Annotated in this window: 14 protein-coding genes and 1 pseudogene; 8 read left to right on the top strand and 7 right to left on the bottom strand. The window is 63.7% G+C overall.

The annotated features are described in order from the left end of the window. Positions 1–9: 9 nt before the first annotated feature. From VSR68_RS05450 to VSR68_RS05435, 4 genes and pseudogenes are all read left to right on the top strand, one after another. Positions 10–264: pseudogene (locus tag VSR68_RS05450) on the top strand (NADPH-dependent FMN reductase); the annotation flags it as partial. An 8-nt stretch (positions 265–272) separates the two neighbouring features. Then, positions 273–1,529 (top strand): MFS transporter, encoded by a 1,257-nt coding sequence (locus VSR68_RS05445; RefSeq protein WP_342938810.1) that lies wholly within the window; start codon positions 273–275, stop codon positions 1,527–1,529. Positions 1,530–1,710: 181 nt separating this feature from the next. Further along, entirely contained in the window at positions 1,711–2,043 is a 333-nt protein-coding gene (locus tag VSR68_RS05440; protein WP_087732560.1) for an ArsR/SmtB family transcription factor, read from the top strand. Beyond that, positions 2,036–2,512 carry an SRPBCC family protein gene (locus VSR68_RS05435; RefSeq protein ID WP_342938809.1) on the top strand — a complete coding sequence of 159 codons (477 nt, stop codon included), beginning with the start codon at positions 2,036–2,038 and terminating at the stop codon, positions 2,510–2,512. Before VSR68_RS05440 ends, VSR68_RS05435 begins: the two co-directional genes overlap by 8 nt. Positions 2,513–2,889: 377 nt before the next feature. Here the strand turns inward: VSR68_RS05435 and VSR68_RS05430 are convergent, their stop codons facing one another. Next, entirely contained in the window at positions 2,890–3,636 is a 747-nt protein-coding gene (locus tag VSR68_RS05430; protein WP_342938808.1) for an SDR family NAD(P)-dependent oxidoreductase, read from the bottom strand. 348 nt (positions 3,637–3,984) lie between these two features. Here VSR68_RS05430 and VSR68_RS05425 point away from each other — a divergent pair, with 348 nt between their 5' ends. Then, positions 3,985–5,109 carry a porin gene (locus tag VSR68_RS05425; RefSeq protein WP_342938807.1) on the top strand — a complete coding sequence of 375 codons (1,125 nt, stop codon included), beginning with the start codon at positions 3,985–3,987 and terminating at the stop codon, positions 5,107–5,109. Between the two features lie 48 nt (positions 5,110–5,157). Here VSR68_RS05425 and VSR68_RS05420 read toward each other — a convergent pair whose 3' ends face one another. Then, positions 5,158–6,552 carry a TIGR00366 family protein gene (locus VSR68_RS05420; RefSeq protein WP_342938806.1) on the bottom strand — a complete coding sequence of 465 codons (1,395 nt, stop codon included), beginning with the start codon at positions 6,550–6,552 and terminating at the stop codon, positions 5,158–5,160. A gap of 317 nt (positions 6,553–6,869) precedes the next feature. Next, the gene (locus VSR68_RS05415) at positions 6,870–8,432 is read right to left on the bottom strand and encodes a methyl-accepting chemotaxis protein (protein WP_342938805.1); all 1,563 of its coding nucleotides are present in this window, start codon (positions 8,430–8,432) and stop codon (positions 6,870–6,872) included. 246 nt (positions 8,433–8,678) lie between these two features. Here VSR68_RS05415 and hmpA point away from each other — a divergent pair, with 246 nt between their 5' ends. Beyond that, positions 8,679–9,893, top strand: a complete 1,215-nt coding sequence (gene hmpA, locus VSR68_RS05410; protein ID WP_342938804.1) for an NO-inducible flavohemoprotein — start codon at positions 8,679–8,681, stop codon at positions 9,891–9,893. A gap of 99 nt (positions 9,894–9,992) precedes the next feature. Here the strand turns inward: hmpA and VSR68_RS05405 are convergent, their stop codons facing one another. Next, complete coding sequence (locus VSR68_RS05405) at positions 9,993–10,748, bottom strand: hypothetical protein (RefSeq protein ID WP_342938803.1); 756 nt, start codon at positions 10,746–10,748, stop codon at positions 9,993–9,995. 232 nt (positions 10,749–10,980) lie between these two features. On the opposite strand from VSR68_RS05405, the gene VSR68_RS05400 reads away from it, so the two are divergent. Beyond that, positions 10,981–11,256 (top strand): DUF6566 family protein, encoded by a 276-nt coding sequence (locus VSR68_RS05400; RefSeq protein WP_342938802.1) that lies wholly within the window; start codon positions 10,981–10,983, stop codon positions 11,254–11,256. A 24-nt stretch (positions 11,257–11,280) separates the two neighbouring features. On the opposite strand, the gene VSR68_RS05395 is transcribed toward VSR68_RS05400, so the two are convergent. From VSR68_RS05395 to VSR68_RS05385, 3 genes are read right to left on the bottom strand one after another with little or no spacing between them, the layout of a single operon-like run. Beyond that, positions 11,281–13,575 (bottom strand): xanthine dehydrogenase family protein molybdopterin-binding subunit, encoded by a 2,295-nt coding sequence (locus tag VSR68_RS05395; protein WP_342938801.1) that lies wholly within the window; start codon positions 13,573–13,575, stop codon positions 11,281–11,283. Next, positions 13,572–14,054 carry a (2Fe-2S)-binding protein gene (locus tag VSR68_RS05390; RefSeq protein ID WP_342938800.1) on the bottom strand — a complete coding sequence of 161 codons (483 nt, stop codon included), beginning with the start codon at positions 14,052–14,054 and terminating at the stop codon, positions 13,572–13,574. The genes VSR68_RS05395 and VSR68_RS05390 overlap by 4 nt, the downstream gene beginning before the upstream one ends. Next, the gene (locus tag VSR68_RS05385; protein ID WP_342938799.1) at positions 14,051–15,385 is read right to left on the bottom strand and encodes a cytochrome c; all 1,335 of its coding nucleotides are present in this window, start codon (positions 15,383–15,385) and stop codon (positions 14,051–14,053) included. Before VSR68_RS05385 ends, VSR68_RS05390 begins: the two co-directional genes overlap by 4 nt. A gap of 384 nt (positions 15,386–15,769) precedes the next feature. On the opposite strand from VSR68_RS05385, the gene VSR68_RS05380 reads away from it, so the two are divergent. Next, on the top strand, positions 15,770–16,798 hold the full coding sequence (locus VSR68_RS05380; RefSeq protein WP_342938798.1) for an aldo/keto reductase: 1,029 nt from the start codon (positions 15,770–15,772) through the stop codon (positions 16,796–16,798). Positions 16,799–16,824 lie beyond the last annotated feature (26 nt).

Here is a 16,824-nt window from a genome sequence, read left to right as displayed (position 1 = left end):
ACGCAGAAAATGACGCGCGAGGCGTTTCGCGAGCGCTTCAACGCGCGCTATTACGATCCCGCTTTCCGCGCCGAAGACGATGCCATCGCGCGCCTCGAAGCGATTGCGTGGCAGGCGTATCAGGAGGGCCGCAAGGCGCCCGTCACGCAGAAGGCGGGCGCGGGTTGCGCGGACCCTGACTACGATCTGTCCGTCGAATGGCGCGAGGCAGCGCAGCGGGTGAACGCGGCGCAGGCGCGTCAGCGGGACCCGTCGACGCGTTCGCCACGCACGTGAAGCCCACCAAACCGCTACTGGCCGTCAGTTTCTTCGCGGCCGACGTGCAGGCGGGCGTGGGCCCGTTTCTCGGCATCTACTTGCAGGCGCGAGGATGGACGCCCGATACGATCGGCACCGTGCTGACGCTCGGCGGAATCGTCGGCATGCTCGTGACGGCGCCTGCTGGCGCGCTCGTCGATGCGACGTCTCATCGGCGCGCGATCGTCGTCGGCGCGGGCGCGCTGACGATCGCCGCCGCGTGCGTGATCTGGCTGTCGCAACGCTTCTGGCCCGTCACGTTGTCACAGATCGCGACGGCGATTGCCGGCGCGGCGATGGGTCCCACGCTGGCCGGCCTGACGCTCGGCATGGCCGGGCGCAAGAACTTCGACCGGCAGTATGGCCGCAATCAGGTCGCGAACCATGCGGGCAACATCGCGGCGGCGGCGTTGTCGGGCGTGCTCGGATGGTGGCTCGGCATTGAATACGTGTTCGCGCTTTCCGCCGCGTTCGGTCTCGCGTGCATCGGCTCCGTGCTGCTGATTCCGCCGCGCGCCGTGCACCGACACTATGCGCGCGGCCTCGCGCACGACGACGAGCAGGACCCGTCGCAAGTACACGCGGACAGCATGCGCGTGCTGCTGCGCTGCCGGCCGCTGCTGGTGCTTGCCGTCGTGCTCGCCGCATTCAACCTCGGCAATTCCGCGATGTTGCCGCTCTACAGCCTCGCAGCCGCGGCGGCTCACCAGGACGGCGCAAGCCAGATCACAGCGGCCAACATCATCATTTCGCAGGTCGTGATGTTGATCGCAGCGGTGTACGCGAGCCGTCTCATTCGCCGCTGGGGCTTCTGGTGGATCATCCTCGCGACGTTGATCACATTGCCTCTGCGAGCATTCACCGCTGCCTGGCTCACGACGCCTCTGGGCATCTTGCCCGTGCAGATATTCGATGGCGTCGGCTCCGGCCTGCAAAGCGTCGCGATACCCGCGCTCGTCGTGCATCTGCTGCATGGCAGCGGCCGCGTGAATCTCGGTCAAGGCGCAGTGAAGGGCGTGGAAGCGGCGGGCGCCTCTTTGAGTCCGTTGCTGGGCGGATGGCTCGCGAGCCGCTTCGGCTTTTCGCTTGCGTTTGTCGCGCTAGGCAGCCTCGCGGCGATCTCATTGGCCGTGTGGATTGCGCAAGGCGCGCGGATACGTCGAGCCTGCGATTCGCGCCGCGACGAACTCGACAAGATGGCCGACCTCGACGTGTCGGCGCTGCTTCCTTGAACGCGTCGGCGCTTTTGCTTTCCGAACGACGTCACATCATCGGCATATGCAGGTGATGTGACGTCGTTCAGCATTTGCGCGACGCGTTGCAACGCGCACGGTCAATCGCAAACGACCACTTGACATGCAAGCAATCGCTTGCCTATTATTCGTGCAAGAGATCACTTGCATATCGCCGTTCATGGCCGAACGCCCGGATGACAACCTGCTGTTCAAAGCCCTCGCCGATCCGAGCCGGCGCAAGCTGCTGGACTTGCTGCACGCGCACGACGGCCGCACGCTCAACGACTTGTGCGAGCACATGGACATGACGCGGCAAGGCGTCACGCAGCATCTGGATTTGCTGGAGGCGGCGAACCTCGTCGCCACCGTGCGGCGCGGGCGCGAAAAGCTGCACTTCCTCAATCCGGTGCCGCTACAGGAAATCTACGAGCGCTGGATTGCCAAGTTTGAGAAGCCGCGCCTCAAGGCGCTTTCGAAACTGAAGCGACGTCTGGAGAAAGGCAATGACTAGATCGACCTTTGTCTACGTGACCTACATCCGCACCACGCCGGAAAAGCTGTGGTCGGCGCTGACCGATGCGGAGTTCATGAAGCAGTACTGGTTCGGCATGCACTGCGAAAGCGAGTGGAAGGCGGGATCGGCGTGGAAGCTGGTGTCCAGCGCGGGGCAACTCTTCGATGCCGGCGAGATCGTCGAGGCCGAACCGCCACGGCGTCTCGTGATCCGCTGGCAGCACGAGAACAAGCCCGAACTGAAAGCCGAAGGCGCGTCGCTGTGCACGATGGAACTGGAGCCCAGCGGATCGGCCGTCAAGCTCTCGATCACGCACACGATCGAGCGCGAACAGTCGAAGCTGATCGACGCGGTGTCCGGTGGATGGCCGAAGGTCATTTCCAATCTCAAGTCGCTGCTGGAGACGGGGTCGATCGCTCTGCTGGAGCCCTATCCTGCTGCGAGCGCATGCGAGCAAAAGACGTAATCCGTTGCGGCATGAAGTGAGCGCAATGCTGGGCTCGCGCATCGGCACTTGCATTGCGCGAGCGTTGCGGCTGCGAGCTTGTACGAAGCGGCAACACCGAGCTGCAACACGAAGCGGAAATACGAAGCGGAAATACGAAGCGGTAACACGAAGCGGTAACACGAAGCGGTAACACGAAGCGGTAACACGAAGCGGTAACACGAAGCGGTAACACGAAGCGGTAACACGAAGCGGTAACACGAAGCGGTAACACGAAGCGGTAACACGAAGCCGCACTACACAGCCGCAATATCGGGCCGCAAAACAAAGCGGCAACACACAGCCGCAACACAAAGCCGCTATACTCAGCCGCAATACAAAGCCGCACCACAAAGCGACTACACGAAACTAATCCCGCCGTTGACAGGAATCGTTTGGCCCGTGACGAACGCGTTGCCGACGAGCATCAGCACGACATCCGCGACCTCGCTCGCTTCGCCCAGGCGCCCGACGGGCAGCCGTTCCGCGACATTGGCCGCCTTGAGCGGCCCGGCCATTTCCGTGTCGATGGGTCCCGGCGCAACCGCGTTGACGGTGATTCCTTCGCGCGCGAGGCGTGCCGCATAGCCGCGCGTGAGACCTTCGATGCCGGCTTTCGACGCGTTGTAGTGAATGCCGACCAGCCCCGCGCCGCGCGCGGCCGCCGACGACAGGTTGACGATGCGTCCCCACCGTTTCGCCCGCATGCCGTGCAACACGGCTTGCGTGCAGAGAAACGCCGACTTCAGATTGACGGCGAGCGTCCGATCGAATTCCGCTTCCGTGAGATCGTCGATGTCGACGATCGTCGCGGTGCCCGCGTTGTTCACGAGCACATCGACAGCGCCGAGGCGGCTTCCCACTTCCTGCATCATCGCCTTGACTTCATCTGCTATCGATACGTCGGCGCGGACCGCGATCGCGCGGCCTCCGGCGCGCTCGATTTCCGCGACGACGTCAGCGGCTTCGCTCTCGCGTTGCCGGTAGTTGACGGCGACGGCGGCGCCGGCTGACGCAAGCGCAATCGAAATGGCGCGTCCGATTCCGCGCGAGCCGCCTGTGACGAGAGCGACGCGATCGTTCAGGCTGAGCGATTGAGCGGGCATGAAGAACTCCTCTTTCTTGCGGGATGGTCATTCCTAGTTTGCCCCTTCCGCAGCGATTTCGCCGGCGAGTTGCACGGATGCATTCATCGAGCCTTCGGCTGTCGTGTGTCGGCAATTTTTTCGCGCCGTCGAGTTGCGTGCCGACCTTCGGCCACGAAGGTGACTGGGACCACTAGCGTCATGCCCTGGCGTCACGCCCGTCTCGCGCTCGACGTCGAATCGGGACCCTCGCCGACGTGAATGCTCTGACTCTGGCACGCTATGCCGCCAGTCACGAGGGCAACGCGGGACAACGCGGGGCATTGCGTGACAACGCAGGGGCAACGCAGGGCATCGGAGAAAGCCGGAATGAAACGAACGGGAATTTCGCTGTGGGTCGGCGCAATCGCTTTGTCATCGCCGGCGGCTGCTTCAGCGCAAAGCAGCGTGACGCTGACGGGCATGATCGACGCGGGCGTCACCTACGTGAACAACCAGCACGGCGGCGCGGTGACGCTGTTCGACAGCGGCGTGTACGCACCGAACCTGTTGACCTTCAAGGGCGCCGAAGACCTCGGCGGCGGCAACAAGGCGCTGTTCGAGCTGACGTCGCAATTCGATCTCGGCAACGGCTCGACGATTCCGGGCGCGAATCAGCTCTTCAATCGCACGGCGTTCGTCGGGCTGTCGAACGACCGCTTCGGCACGGTGACGTTCGGCAGCCAGTACGACTTCATGTTCGAATCGCTGACGCTCGGGCTCTTCGACGGCGCGTTTCTCGCGGGTGGCATTTACGACTTCCGGCAAGGGCCGTTCACGGCGCTGGGCGTGCCCGACAACCCCACGGGCTCATTCGATTTCGACCGTATGGCGGGCGCGACGCGCGTGCCGAACTCGGTCAAGTACCGCAGCCCCGAAATCTCAGGACTGCGGTTCGGCGCGTTGTATGGATTCGGCGGCGTGCCGGGCTCGTTCTCGGCGGATTCGACGATGAGCTTCGGCCTCAACTATGCAAACGGTCCGCTCGGGTTAGGGGCCGCGTATGTCGAGGTCAAGTATCCGCAGCTTGGCAACGGCCACGACGGCATCCGCAACTTCGGCTTCGGCGCGCACTATCAGTTCGACAGCAAGCTCGGCAGCGTGCTCGCGATGCTGCTGTACACGAATACGAAGAACACGGCGACGGGCGCGCAGATCGACGTGTACAAGACGGGCGCGCAGTGGGAGATCGGCGGGCCGTGGTCGGCGGGTCTCGACTACACGTTCATGCACGGCAACGAGACGCTCGACCACAACCGCGCGCATCAGATCAGCGGCGCGCTCCAGTACCACCTGTCGAAGCGCACGTTAGTCTACGGGCAGGTCATCTATCAGCGCGCGAGCGGCGACAACGCGGTGACACAGGCATGGATCAATGCACTGCTGCAACCGGGCGCGGCAGCAAGCAACCGTTCGCAGACGCTCGCGCGCATCGGCGTATCGACGCGCTTCTAGCGAATCGGAAGCTCGCCGCGAACGGTCGACATTTTGTCGTTCGAATGCTTACGGCACGAGCCACAGCGCGACAGCATAAATCACGAGCGAAACGGCGAACGTGACGGCCGTATAGCCCATCACGCGCTGAATGCGGATGCCGGCAATCGCAACGATCGGCACGGCCCAGAACGGCTGCAGCATGTTGGAGACGTTCTCCGCCATCGCGACGCCCATCGCGGTGCGCGGCACCGATGCATGCAGGCTCATCGCAGCAGGCAGCACGAACGGCCCCTGCACGGCCCAGTGGCCGCCCGCGCTCGGCACCAGCAGCGTGATGATCAGCGAACTCAGGAAGCTCCACATCGGCAGCATCGCGGGCGAGGCGATCGTCACGAACGCTTTCGCGATCATCGATGCGAGCCCCGTGCCCTTCATGATGCCCATGATGCCGCCGTAGACGGGATATTGCAGCAGCATCGAGCCCGTCTGACGCGCGGCGCGGCGGATCGCGTTCGCATACGCGATCGGCGTGCGCTGGAGCGCGAGACCGATCAGCAGGAAGATCAGGATCGTCGTGTTGATGTCGAGGTCGAACTCTTTTCCGTGCCACGCCATCCACAGGTAGCCGATGCCGAGCGCGAGCAGAAGCAGCGTGCCGAGCATCGACTGTTCGAGGCGCGCTGCAAACGATGCGGATTCGCCCGTGCGCGCATGCGGGTCGGCGTCGGCCGCGTTGCCTGCGTCTTCATCGGCGTTGTGGAACGCGACGACGTTCTCCGGCTTCGGATGCATCTTGATGAAGATGACCGTCATCACGATCACGACGAGCAGCGTCGGAATGAAAACGAACGGCGCGAAAATGGTTTCGCTCAGCGGCACGACGTGGCCCGTCGCCTTTTCGACGAGATTCAGCGCGTTGCCATGCGAGGCCTGCGAAAGTGCGATCGAACTCGAAAGCCCGCTGTTGCAGATCGACCAGGCCGAATAGCTGCCGGCAACGAGCCATGCGAAGTCGACCTTGACGCGGCGGGCAATCTCGCGCGACAGCATCGCGCCGACGATCAGGCCGAGCCCCCAGTTCAACCACGCCGCGATCGCGACGACGGGAAACACGAGCAGCGCGGCGCGCGCGGGCGTCTGCGCATGGGCGGCGAGCGCGCGCAATCCGCGCTGGACGATCGGGGCCTCTGCGATCGCGTAGCCCGTCGCGAGAATCAGGATCATCTGCAGCGCGAAGCCCAGAATGCCGAAGGTGCCCGTGTACCACGCGTCGAGCAGCGTCGGCATCTTGCCTTGCGGCGCGATGACAAGCGCCAGCACGGCCACGACGAACGTAAGGGCGATGGACAGCACGAACGGATCTGGCATGACACGCTCGAAAACATAAACCAGGCCTTCGACGACCCCTCGTGAGCCGGCAGGCTGGCTTGCAGCGGGGGTAGGGTAGGTGTCTCGCTTCATGTGCATTGCTCTGCGGTATTGCCCTGTGTAGGGCCCGGCCGTTTGCGGACCGGCGAGAAGAAGAGGGATACGCGGCCTGCCGATAAGCGACGCACGCATGCCGGCAAGCCTGGTCTGATTCCGTTGATGAGGGAAAGAGGTCACGACTCTGTGCGCAAGCCGACGGGAACGCGATGCGTCCTCGCCGAGCCCGCGCCTGCTGACCGCGCTGCACGCTTCGGCAGGGCGTTCGCTACTCGAACGTTACTTCGATAAACGAACGGCGGCTCATTATTCGTCTGATGCGCATTGGATGTCAAGGCGGCGCAGCGGGCCTGTCAGGTTCGCGCGCCTTCGACGCGAAATACCGAGACCGAACCTTTCAGCGCGAGTGTTTGCTCATCGAGCGCAAGCGCGGCTGCCGAAGCCTGCTCGACGAGTGCCGCGTTTTGCTGCGTCACCTGATCCATCTGCGCGATCGCGCGGTTGACCTGTTCGATGCCCGACGATTGCTCTTCGGAAGCAGCCGCGATTTCGCCCATCGGATCGTTGACCCTGTTTACCGAGGTCAAAATATCGGCCATCACCTGGCTTGCCTGTCGGGCTTGCTGCGTGCCCGCTTCGACGCGGCCGAGCGAATCGGTGATGCGTTCCTTGATTTCCTTCGCCGCGCTGGCGCTGCGCTGGGCAAGCGAACGGACTTCGCTCGCGACGACCGCGAAGCCGCGCCCTTCTTCACCGGCGCGCGCGGCTTCCACGGCAGCGTTGAGCGACAGGATGTTGGTCTGGAACGCAATGCCTTCGATCACGTTCGTAATGTCCGCAATCTTTCCCGACAGGTCCGACAGCCCCTGCATTGTCAGCACGACGTCGTGCGCCGCGCGATTGCCCTGTTCCGTGATGAGCGCGGTGCTGCGCACGAGCTGCGTCGCCTGCTTCGCGTTGTCGGCGTTCTGGCGCACCGTGCCCGTCAACTGCTCCATCGACGAGGCCGTCTCCTGCAACGCGGCGGCCTGTTCCTCGGTGCGCTGCGACAGATCCGTATTGCCGCTCGCCATCTGATGAACGCCTGTCGCAATGGTGTCGGTGCCGCCATGCACGGCCTGCACGATGCCGCCCAGGCTGCGCTTCATGTCCCGCATCGACTCGAAGAGCTTACCGATCTCGTTGGTCGATTCATGACGAATCGCGACGGTCAGATCGCCGCGCGACACGTGCGCGAGCACGTTCATCGCTTCCCTCAGCGGAAGCACGACGGTGTGATCGAGCGCGTAGTAGACGAGCACGATCAGCGCGCACGACAACGCCAGCAGGCCGATGGCGATACCTTTCAGCAAGGCTGCGTTCCGTGCCTTGGCGTTCTGAAGTTGCGCCGATTCACGCGAGGCCACCGCAAAGAACGCGTCCGCCGATTTGCCGAACGCCGCGCTCGTGCTGGTCATCGGCCCTTCGTTCGTCTGCGCATACGCGGTCACATCGTTCTTGCCGATCGCGCTGAAGAGCTGGTCGATCGCATTCGCGTGCGTATGGAATGCGTCGGCGACGCGATTGGCCGCCTGCTGCTGATCCGCCGTTTCCTTGGGGATGGACTCGAAGGCGCTGAACGCCTTCTTCGCCACGTCGTAGTAGCCTTGCGCGGCCGCGACGGCAGTATCCTTGTCCGCGGGATTCGCGGAAAGCGCGATGTAGGCGCGGCTCAACGCACTACGGGTCTTCAGATTGTTGATATATACATCCTTGAGGTGGACGGTTTCGGCGTTGAGCGTATTGATCTGCTCGGACAACGCGTTGGTCCGCGTGAGCGAGTAGATGCCGAACAACGCGGTCGCCAGAACCAGCGTCCCAAATAGCGCGAGCACTGCGATAAAACCCGTTCGCACGGGCAGATCTTTCAATTTCATAGTTGTCTTTTCGAAAATGAGCCGTGAATCTGGCTCGTCACGAGCGCGAGAGGCAGCAACGTATCGCCGCGGTTTTGTTAACGGGCGCTTAATTGAAAACTTGATAGGCGGTCGATCGATTTCGCGATGAGAATCGGCCGACGCCAGCCGGTTTCATTCGACGAGAAGGCGGCAAGACCAGCGCGGGCGAGGCATCCCGTATGCGGCGCACGCGCGATGCAATGCGACCACCAAATGGAGGGAACGATGCTCACACAGCGTACGAAGGACATTGTCAAGGCGACGGCTCCCGTGCTCGCCGAACATGGATACCCGATCATCCAGCGCTTCTATACGAGGCTGTTCGACGCGCATCCCGAGTTGAAGAACGTGTTCAACATGGCGCACCAGGAGCAGGGGCAGCAGCAACAGGCGCTCGCGCGCGCCGTCTATGCGTATGCGGAAAATATCGAAGACCCGCGCAGCCTGGCGGCCGTGCTGAGGAACATTGCGAACAAGCACGCGAGCCTCGATGTGCGTGCCGAACACTATCCGATCGTCGGCGAGCATCTGCTCGGCGCGATCAAGGACGTGCTCGGCGACGCGGCTACCGACGAGATCATTTCTGCCTGGGCGCAGGCCTACGGCAATCTCGCGGATGTGCTGATGGGCATGGAAAGCGAATTGCGTGAAGAGACAGCCGCGCAGCTAGGCGGCTGGACGGGCTGGCGCACGTTCGTCGTGACGGAGAAGCGCGCTGAAAGCAGCGTCATCACGTCATTCGTGCTGGAGCCCACCGACGGCAAGCCTGTCGTCAACTTCGAGCCGGGCCAGTACACGAGCGTCGCGGTGCGCGTGCCCGCGCTGGGGCTGCAGCAGATTCGCCAGTACAGTCTGTCCGACATGCCCAACGGCAGGACGTACCGGATCACCGTCAAGCGCGAAGCGGGCGACGCGCAACGGCGCGAAGGCTACGTGTCGTCGCTGCTGCACGAACAGGTGAAAGTCGGCGACGAACTGCAACTCGCCGCGCCTTACGGCAGCTTTCATATCGACGTCGACGCGAAGACGCCGATCGTGCTCATCAGCGGCGGCGTCGGCCTCACGCCGATGATCAGCATGCTCAAGCGCGCGATCCAGGACCCGGCGCGCCGCGTCGTGTTCGTGCATGGCGCGCGCAACAGCGCCGTCCACGCGATGCGTGACAAGCTGAAGCAGACCGTCGCGACGCATTCGAACTTCCGCGCGATCATCTTCTACGATTCGCCGCTGCCCGCCGACGTGCAGGGACAGGACTACGACCATTCCGGCTTCATCGAACTCGACCGGATTGCGAGCGAGGTCATGCTGCCCGACGCCGACTACTACATTTGCGGGCCGATTCCGTTCATGCGCATGCAGCACGACAAGCTGAAGAGCATGGACATCCACGAATCGAAGATTCACTACGAGGTGTTCGGGCCGGATCTGTTCGCCGAATAAGTCGCATCGGCTATCGGCTGCGATAACGCGCTACACATCGCATTACCCATCGCATTGCCCATCGCGCGGCATGATGAACGTCGCGCGATGGATTGCACGCTAGTGCGATGCCTCAGCGGGCCGTTGCCTGAACACGGAACCGCAGACCAGAATGAACAGCACGAGCGCAATCGACGCGTGATAGCGGCTCATTGCAAGACCGCCGTTGGCGATCGGCTTGTCGAGAAAGTCGCCGACGACGGCGCCGAGCGGCCGGGTCAGGATGAACGCGGCCCAGAAGAGCAGCGTGCGCGGAATCTCCGTTGCGTAATACGCAATGACGAGCACGAGCAGCAATCCGCCGAAGATCAGCGCGGCACCGGAATAGCCGACACCTACCGTGTCGGCTGTCCAGTCGCCCAGCGCGGTGCCGAGCGTCTGCGAAAACATGATCGTGACCCAGTAGAACACCTCGGCCTTGCTCGACGACACCGTCGTGACGGACACCGAGCCCATCGTGCGATACCAGACGAAGAGCGAGGCGAGCAGCAGGAACACGAGCAGCGTGCTGCCGCCCGCATAACCGATGCCGAGCGACCGGTCGACAAAATCCGCGAGCGTCGTGCCGACCGTTGTGGTCGCGATTATCGTGACCCAGTACAGCGCGGGGCTGAAGCGATCCGCTTTCATTTGTGCAACGACCGCTACGAGAAATATCGCGGCGAAGATGATCGTGCCGATCAGATAACCCAGATTCATCGACATCGAGACGGCATCTCCGCCCGTTTCGCCGAGCGTCGTTGCGGCGATCTTGATGATCCAGAATGCGAGTGTGACCTCGGGAACCTTGACTATCGCGTTGTTCGCTTTTTCCATGGCGTTAGCGTGAAATTCAGTGAGACATGTTGATCGATAAAACCGCTCGCTGCTGTCGTCGATTGCTGTCGAACCCATGCGCAAATCGGCGGGCTGCCAGCGGCGCAAGGCGACAGGCTACCGATGTTTTCTTAACAAACCCTTAGTGTCGCGATGCCGTCGCGAAGCCTTCGCGAGGGGCACACCGCTTGCTCATCGAGAGCAGGCTCTCGTTTCAAATGAGGTGACGACTATGAACCCATCTACAACCTCGGCCGACGGCGCATGCTACGTGTATCACGGCTATACGGTGACGGTCGGCGCGACGAGCCAGGACGGTGAGAACTGGCTGCCCGCGATCGATGTCGAGCGCGACGGACAACAAGTGGAACTCGACGCGCCAGAAAGCGCAGTCCCGTTTTGGGCGACGCGCGCCGAAGCACTTCGCGCGGGCATCGAACGCGCGCGCTATCTGCTCGACCGGCGCGATGGCCTGCTCGACGAGCGCAATCCGGGACGCCGGGGCTGATTTCAATCGATGTGAGCCCATGCACTACGCTTTCAGCGCATCCTTCGATTTCGCTGCAAGCAGCGGCATGTCGCGCACTCTCACGCCCGTCGCATCGTAGATCGCATTCGCAAGCGCCGCAGCGGCCGGACCTTGCGCCGCTTCTCCGACGCCGAGAAAAGGCAAGCCCGGACGATCGATCAACGTGACCTCGACACGTTTCGGCACCGATGAAAACCGCATGATCGGATACGTGCTCCAGTCGGCGCTCGTGATGCGCTCCGTGTCGAAACGCGTTTCTTCGAACAGCGTCCAGCTGCTCGTCTGCAGGATGCCGCCTTCGATCTGATTGCGCACGCCATCGGGATTGACGATCTGTCCGCAATCGACTGCGGCCACCACGCGTTCGATGCGAACCTCGCCGGTATCGCGCATGACGGTCACGTCCATCGCGATCGCAAGGTACGCCATCAGGTTCTTGTATTGAGCGAACGCGAAGCCGGTGCCGCGCGGACTCGTGCCCGTTTTCACTATGCGTGCCGCGCGCGGTTGCCAGTCGAATTGTTTGGCCGTCGCGCGAATGACATCGAGCGCGCGCGGATCGTCCAGATGCTTGACGCGAAACGCGACGGGATCGGCGTGCGCCGCGCCGGCGAGTTCGTCGATGAAGCTCTCGATCGCGAACACGTTCATGTGCGCGCCGAGCGAGCGCATCGCGGACACGCGTATCGGCATGTCGGGCAGAAAGTGATGCTGCACATGCAGGTTCGGTGCGCGGTAAAGCGGAATGCTGTTGCGATCGCCGCCGCCTTCGGGCATCGGAATCGGCTTGGGCGGCGCGGGCGTGAACGGATGCTCGAGCAGTTGCGCGGGCAACAGGCGGCCCGCATTCTCGATGCGGTTGTTGTGCGTGTTGCTCCACAGTTCGTAACGCCAGTCGACGATCGCGCCACTGGCGTCGAGCGACGCGCTGGCATCGACGGTCATCGCGGGGCCGAAAGGCTCCCATGTGTGCTCCTGCTCGCGCATCAACTGCACGCGTACGGGGCGTCCGGGCAGCTCGCGCGCGATCAGTGCGGCGTCCGCGGCGACGTCGTCGGCGCCGTTGTGGCCATAGCAGCCCGAGCCTTCGATGTGTACGCAGCGCACCTTGTCGCGCGGCATCGAGAGCAGTTCGGCGAGGCCCGCGCGCAGCGGATAGACGCCCTGCGTGTGGGTCCACACCGTCATCACGCCGTTGTCCAGATGCGCGAGCGCACACGACGGCCCGATCGAGCCGTGCGTCAGATAGGGCTTCGAATAGCGGGCTCGCAGCGTCGTCGCGGGCGCGGCGTCGGAAGCGTGTCGATCGGCCACGCCGATCTCTTGCGCCGGCAGGCGCATCAGCACGTCGTGAATCTTCGCGGGATCGGGCAGCGGCGGCCCCGCGTGCCATTGCGCGGCGAGCATCAGCTCGCGCATCGCGACGATCGCGCGCCATTCGTCATCGGCGGCCACGGCGAGATAACTGCCGTTGCGCACGACCTTGACGACGCCGGGCAGCGCTTCGACGCGCCTGGTATCGACGGAAGCGAGCGTCGCGCCATAAGCCGGCGGCCTGACGACGCGGGCATGCAGCATTCCGGGCAGACGCAAGTCCTGCACGTAGCTAGTGCCGCCCGTCACCTTGCCGGGGATATCGATGCGCGGCAGCGTGCGGCCGATCACCGCGTAACGCGCTGGCGCTTTCTTCGGCGCATCGGGCTGTGCGTTCTGGTGCAGGTTCGCGTGACGGACGGCTTCGCCATATGTGACGCGGCGTCCATCCGCCGCGACGATCGCGCCATCGCGCGTCGTGAGTATCGCTGCGTCGGCACCCAACTGCGAGGCCGCGCTCGCGACGAGCAGCGCGCGCACCTGAGCCGCCGCGTTGAGGATCGCGGTGCCGCTGTCCGCCATCGTGTGGCTGCCTGCCGTATAGCCCTCGTTCGGCGTCGCGCCCGTATCGGCGGTGATCAGGTCGATCGCATCCGGCGGCAGGTCGAGTTCTTCCGCGGCGAGCTGCAACAGGGCCGTGCGCACGCCTGTGCCGAGCTCCGCCTTGCCGGTGCATGCGCTCACGCGGCCGTCGGGATCGATCTTGATCCACGCGTCGAGCAACGGCGTGGTCTTGAGGCTGCCGGGCAGCTTCGGGGCGCTCGCGTTGAAGGTGCCCGCTTCCGTCGTGGTTTGCGCGATTGCGGCCGCGCCGGGCACGATCGCGAAGCTCACCATCAGCGAGCCGCCGACGAGGAAGCGGCGCCGTCCCGCATCGCCTGGTGCGTCGCCGGCAGCGGTCGTATAGCGGTGATCGTTGCTCATGACTTCGCTCCGTCGTTTGCCTGCGACGCAGTCGCCGCTACTTCGCGGATCGCGGCGAGTATCCGCATATGCGTTCCGCAGCGGCACAGGTTGGGCTGCATGTGGCGGCGGATCTGTTCGTCGGTCGGATGCGGCGTGCGGTCGAGCAGCGTCTGCGCGCGCATGATCATGCCCGCGATGCAGTAGCCGCATTGGGCGGCTTGCTGATCGATGAACGCTTGTTGCAGCCGTCCCGGATGGTCCGCCGTGCCGAGTCCTTCGACGGTGCGCACCGGCCGCTCGCCGACGGCCACGACGGGCATCAGGCAAGAGAACACCGCGTCGCCGCCGACGCTGACCGTGCACGCGCCGCATTGGCCGAGTCCGCAGCCGAACTTCGCGCCGTTCAACTGCAACTGGTTGCGCAGCACATAGAGCAGCGGCGTGGACGGGTCGACATCGAGTGTGTGACTGACTCCATTGACGTTGAGCGTGATCATCGTTGTGAGCTTTCCTTTCGAAGACGGGCGACCGCGTCGGCATCGAGCGAGGGCCACGGGCCGCGAGCGGTGAAGCGCGTGCGCGTGTAGTTCGCAAGCTCGGCGATTTGCGCATCGGTGAAGGTGCTTGCAAAAGGCGGCATGAACTGCGCCGACGCGCTGTCGTCCCAGTCGATTCCATCGAGGATGATGCGGACCATGTTGCGCGGGCTGTCGGCATTGACGGCCGTGCCGAGCGACAGCGGCGGATGGCCTTGGCCGCCCGACATCGGCGCGCTGATGCCGTGGCACGATGCGCAGGCCGCGACGAACAGGCTCGCGCCGTTTCCGGGCTGGGCCGCGACGCTGACGTGCGAGATGGAAGCAGCGGAATTCATCGACGAAGCGGAAGAAGCGGCGGCATCGCCGGGCGCTGCGCGCGCATTCGATTGCAACGCGATCAGATAAGCGGCCATCGCCTGAACGTCCTCTGCGGACGCATCGGCGAGCAGGCGCGTGACGGGGCGCATCGGTCCAGCCGAAGCGCCGTGTTCGCTGGCGAAGCCCGTGCGCAAGTAGCTGACGAGCTGCGCTTGCGTCCAGGGCGTGGGACGCGCCGAGAGATTCGTCAGCGCGGGCGCATCCCAGCCTTCCAGCGTGCCGCCTTGCAACGCGCTGTCGCGTTGCTCCGCACCCTGGCGGTTGAGCGGCGTGTGGCATGCGCCGCAGTGGCCGACGCTGTCGACGAGATAGCGCCCGCGCGCGATTTGCGGATCGGCGGTGCTGGACGACGGTTCGTCAGGCCCCGGATGCAGATACAGCAAATTCCACGCGGCCATGATCGGCCGGAAGCCGAGCGGAAACCGCAACTCGTTTTTCGGCGCGCGTGCGTTGACGGCTTCGCGGCTCATCAGCCACGCGTAGAGCGATGCGATGTCCGCGTCGCTCATGCGCGTGAAGTGCGGATACGGAAACGCGGGATAGAGCAGATGGCCATCGCGCGAAACACCGTGACGCATCGCGCGTGTGAATGCGTCGAGCGACCAGAGGCCGATGCCCGTGTCCTTATCGGGTGTGATATTGGTCGAATAGATGACGCCATACGGCGTTTGCAACGGCAGTCCGCCCGCGAACGGTTGACCGTCGGGCGCGGTGTGGCAGCCGATGCAGTCGCCGATTGCCGCGAGCTTTGCGCCGCGCGCCACGGCCGCCGCATCGCCTGCGGGCGCCGACGGTATCGATACGGGTTCGAGTCGCGATTGCCACGCATGCGCGGCGCGGCCACCGTATGCAGCCGCGAGAGCAAGAACGACGATGGTCGCACCTGCAACGAATATGCGTCTACCTTTCATCCGGCCTCCAGTGCGCAGCATGCTGCGTTCGAGGTAACGCTACCTATGATGCCTGAGGCGAGGAAAAGTATCCGTGGACGTGGAAGTTTTTTGCGCTGATGTGTGTGTCTGTGTCTGCTGGCGGTCTGTGCAACTTGCGCTAATGTCTTCATCGCCGACGGCGTCGGCAATACCATCTGGCGCGTGACAAAGGCGGGCGGCTAGCTGGCGGCGCAAGCGCGCTTCGTCTTTCATGCCGTTGACGTTGCCTGTCCTGCACATCGGAAATGGATGGAGTAGGCTGTCGGCTCGGCGTTTTGCTTTGCGCCGCATCGCACGATGCGGACGCGCATCATCCAGTCCGGTTCATTCGTTCATTACGGTTCATTCATCAATGAGGCCAGCATGGAATATCGTCATCTCGGCGCATCGGGATTCAAGGTTCCCGTACTGAGTTTCGGCACGGGAACGTTCGGAGGAAAGGGCGAGCTCTTTCAGGCGTGGGGAGAAACGGATGTCGCGGAGGCGCGCAAGCTCGTCGATATCTGTCTCGACGCCGGCGTGACGATGTTCGACAGCGCCGACATCTATTCGAGCGGCGCATCGGAGTCCATATTGGGCGAAGCGCTCAAGGGGCGGCGCGACGAGGTGATCGTCTCGACGAAGGCCACTTTCCGCTTCTCCGAGAGCGACCCGAACGATGTCGGCTCATCGCGCTTTCATCTGATCAAGGCGGTCGACGCCGCGTTGAAGCGCCTGCAGACGGATTACATCGATCTGTTCCAGTTGCATGGCTTTGATGCGAAGACGCCGGTGCAGGAAACGCTTTCGACGCTCGACGATCTCGTGCGCGCAGGCAAGATCCGTTACACCGGTGTGTCGAATTTCTCCGGCTGGCACTTGCAGAAATCGCTGGATGTGGCGGACCGCTATGGCTATCCGCGCTACGTCGCGAATCAAACCTACTATTCGCTGATCGGCCGCGACTACGAGTGGGAACTGATGCCGCTCGGCATCGATCAGGGCGTCGGTGCAGTAGTGTGGAGCCCGCTGGGTTGGGGCCGTCTGACGGGAAAGATCCGCAGAGGCCAGCCGCTGCCCGCGCAGAGCCGCTTGCACAAGACGGCCGACATCGGACCGCCCGTGCCTGACGAGTACCTTTATCGTGTGGTCGATGCGCTGGACGATATCGCCAAGGAAACCGGCAAGACCGTTCCGCAGATTGCGTTGAACTGGCTGCTGCAGCGTCCTACTGTCGCGACCGTGCTCGTCGGGGCGCGCAACGAGGAACAGTTGCGTCAAAACCTCGGCGCGGTCGGCTGGAATCTCACGCGGGAGCAGGTCGCGAAACTCGACGAGGCGAGCAAGGTCAGGCCCGCGTATCCCTATTGGCACCAGGAAGGATTCCCGGAACTCAATCCGTTCCCGGTATAAGCCATCGCCCACGCGATCGACGGAAC

It is taken from the genome of Paraburkholderia phymatum (genome assembly GCF_038900715.1).
Lineage (GTDB): Bacteria > Pseudomonadota > Gammaproteobacteria > Burkholderiales > Burkholderiaceae > Paraburkholderia > Paraburkholderia phymatum_A.
This window is presented reverse-complemented; position numbering and strand designations above follow the sequence as displayed.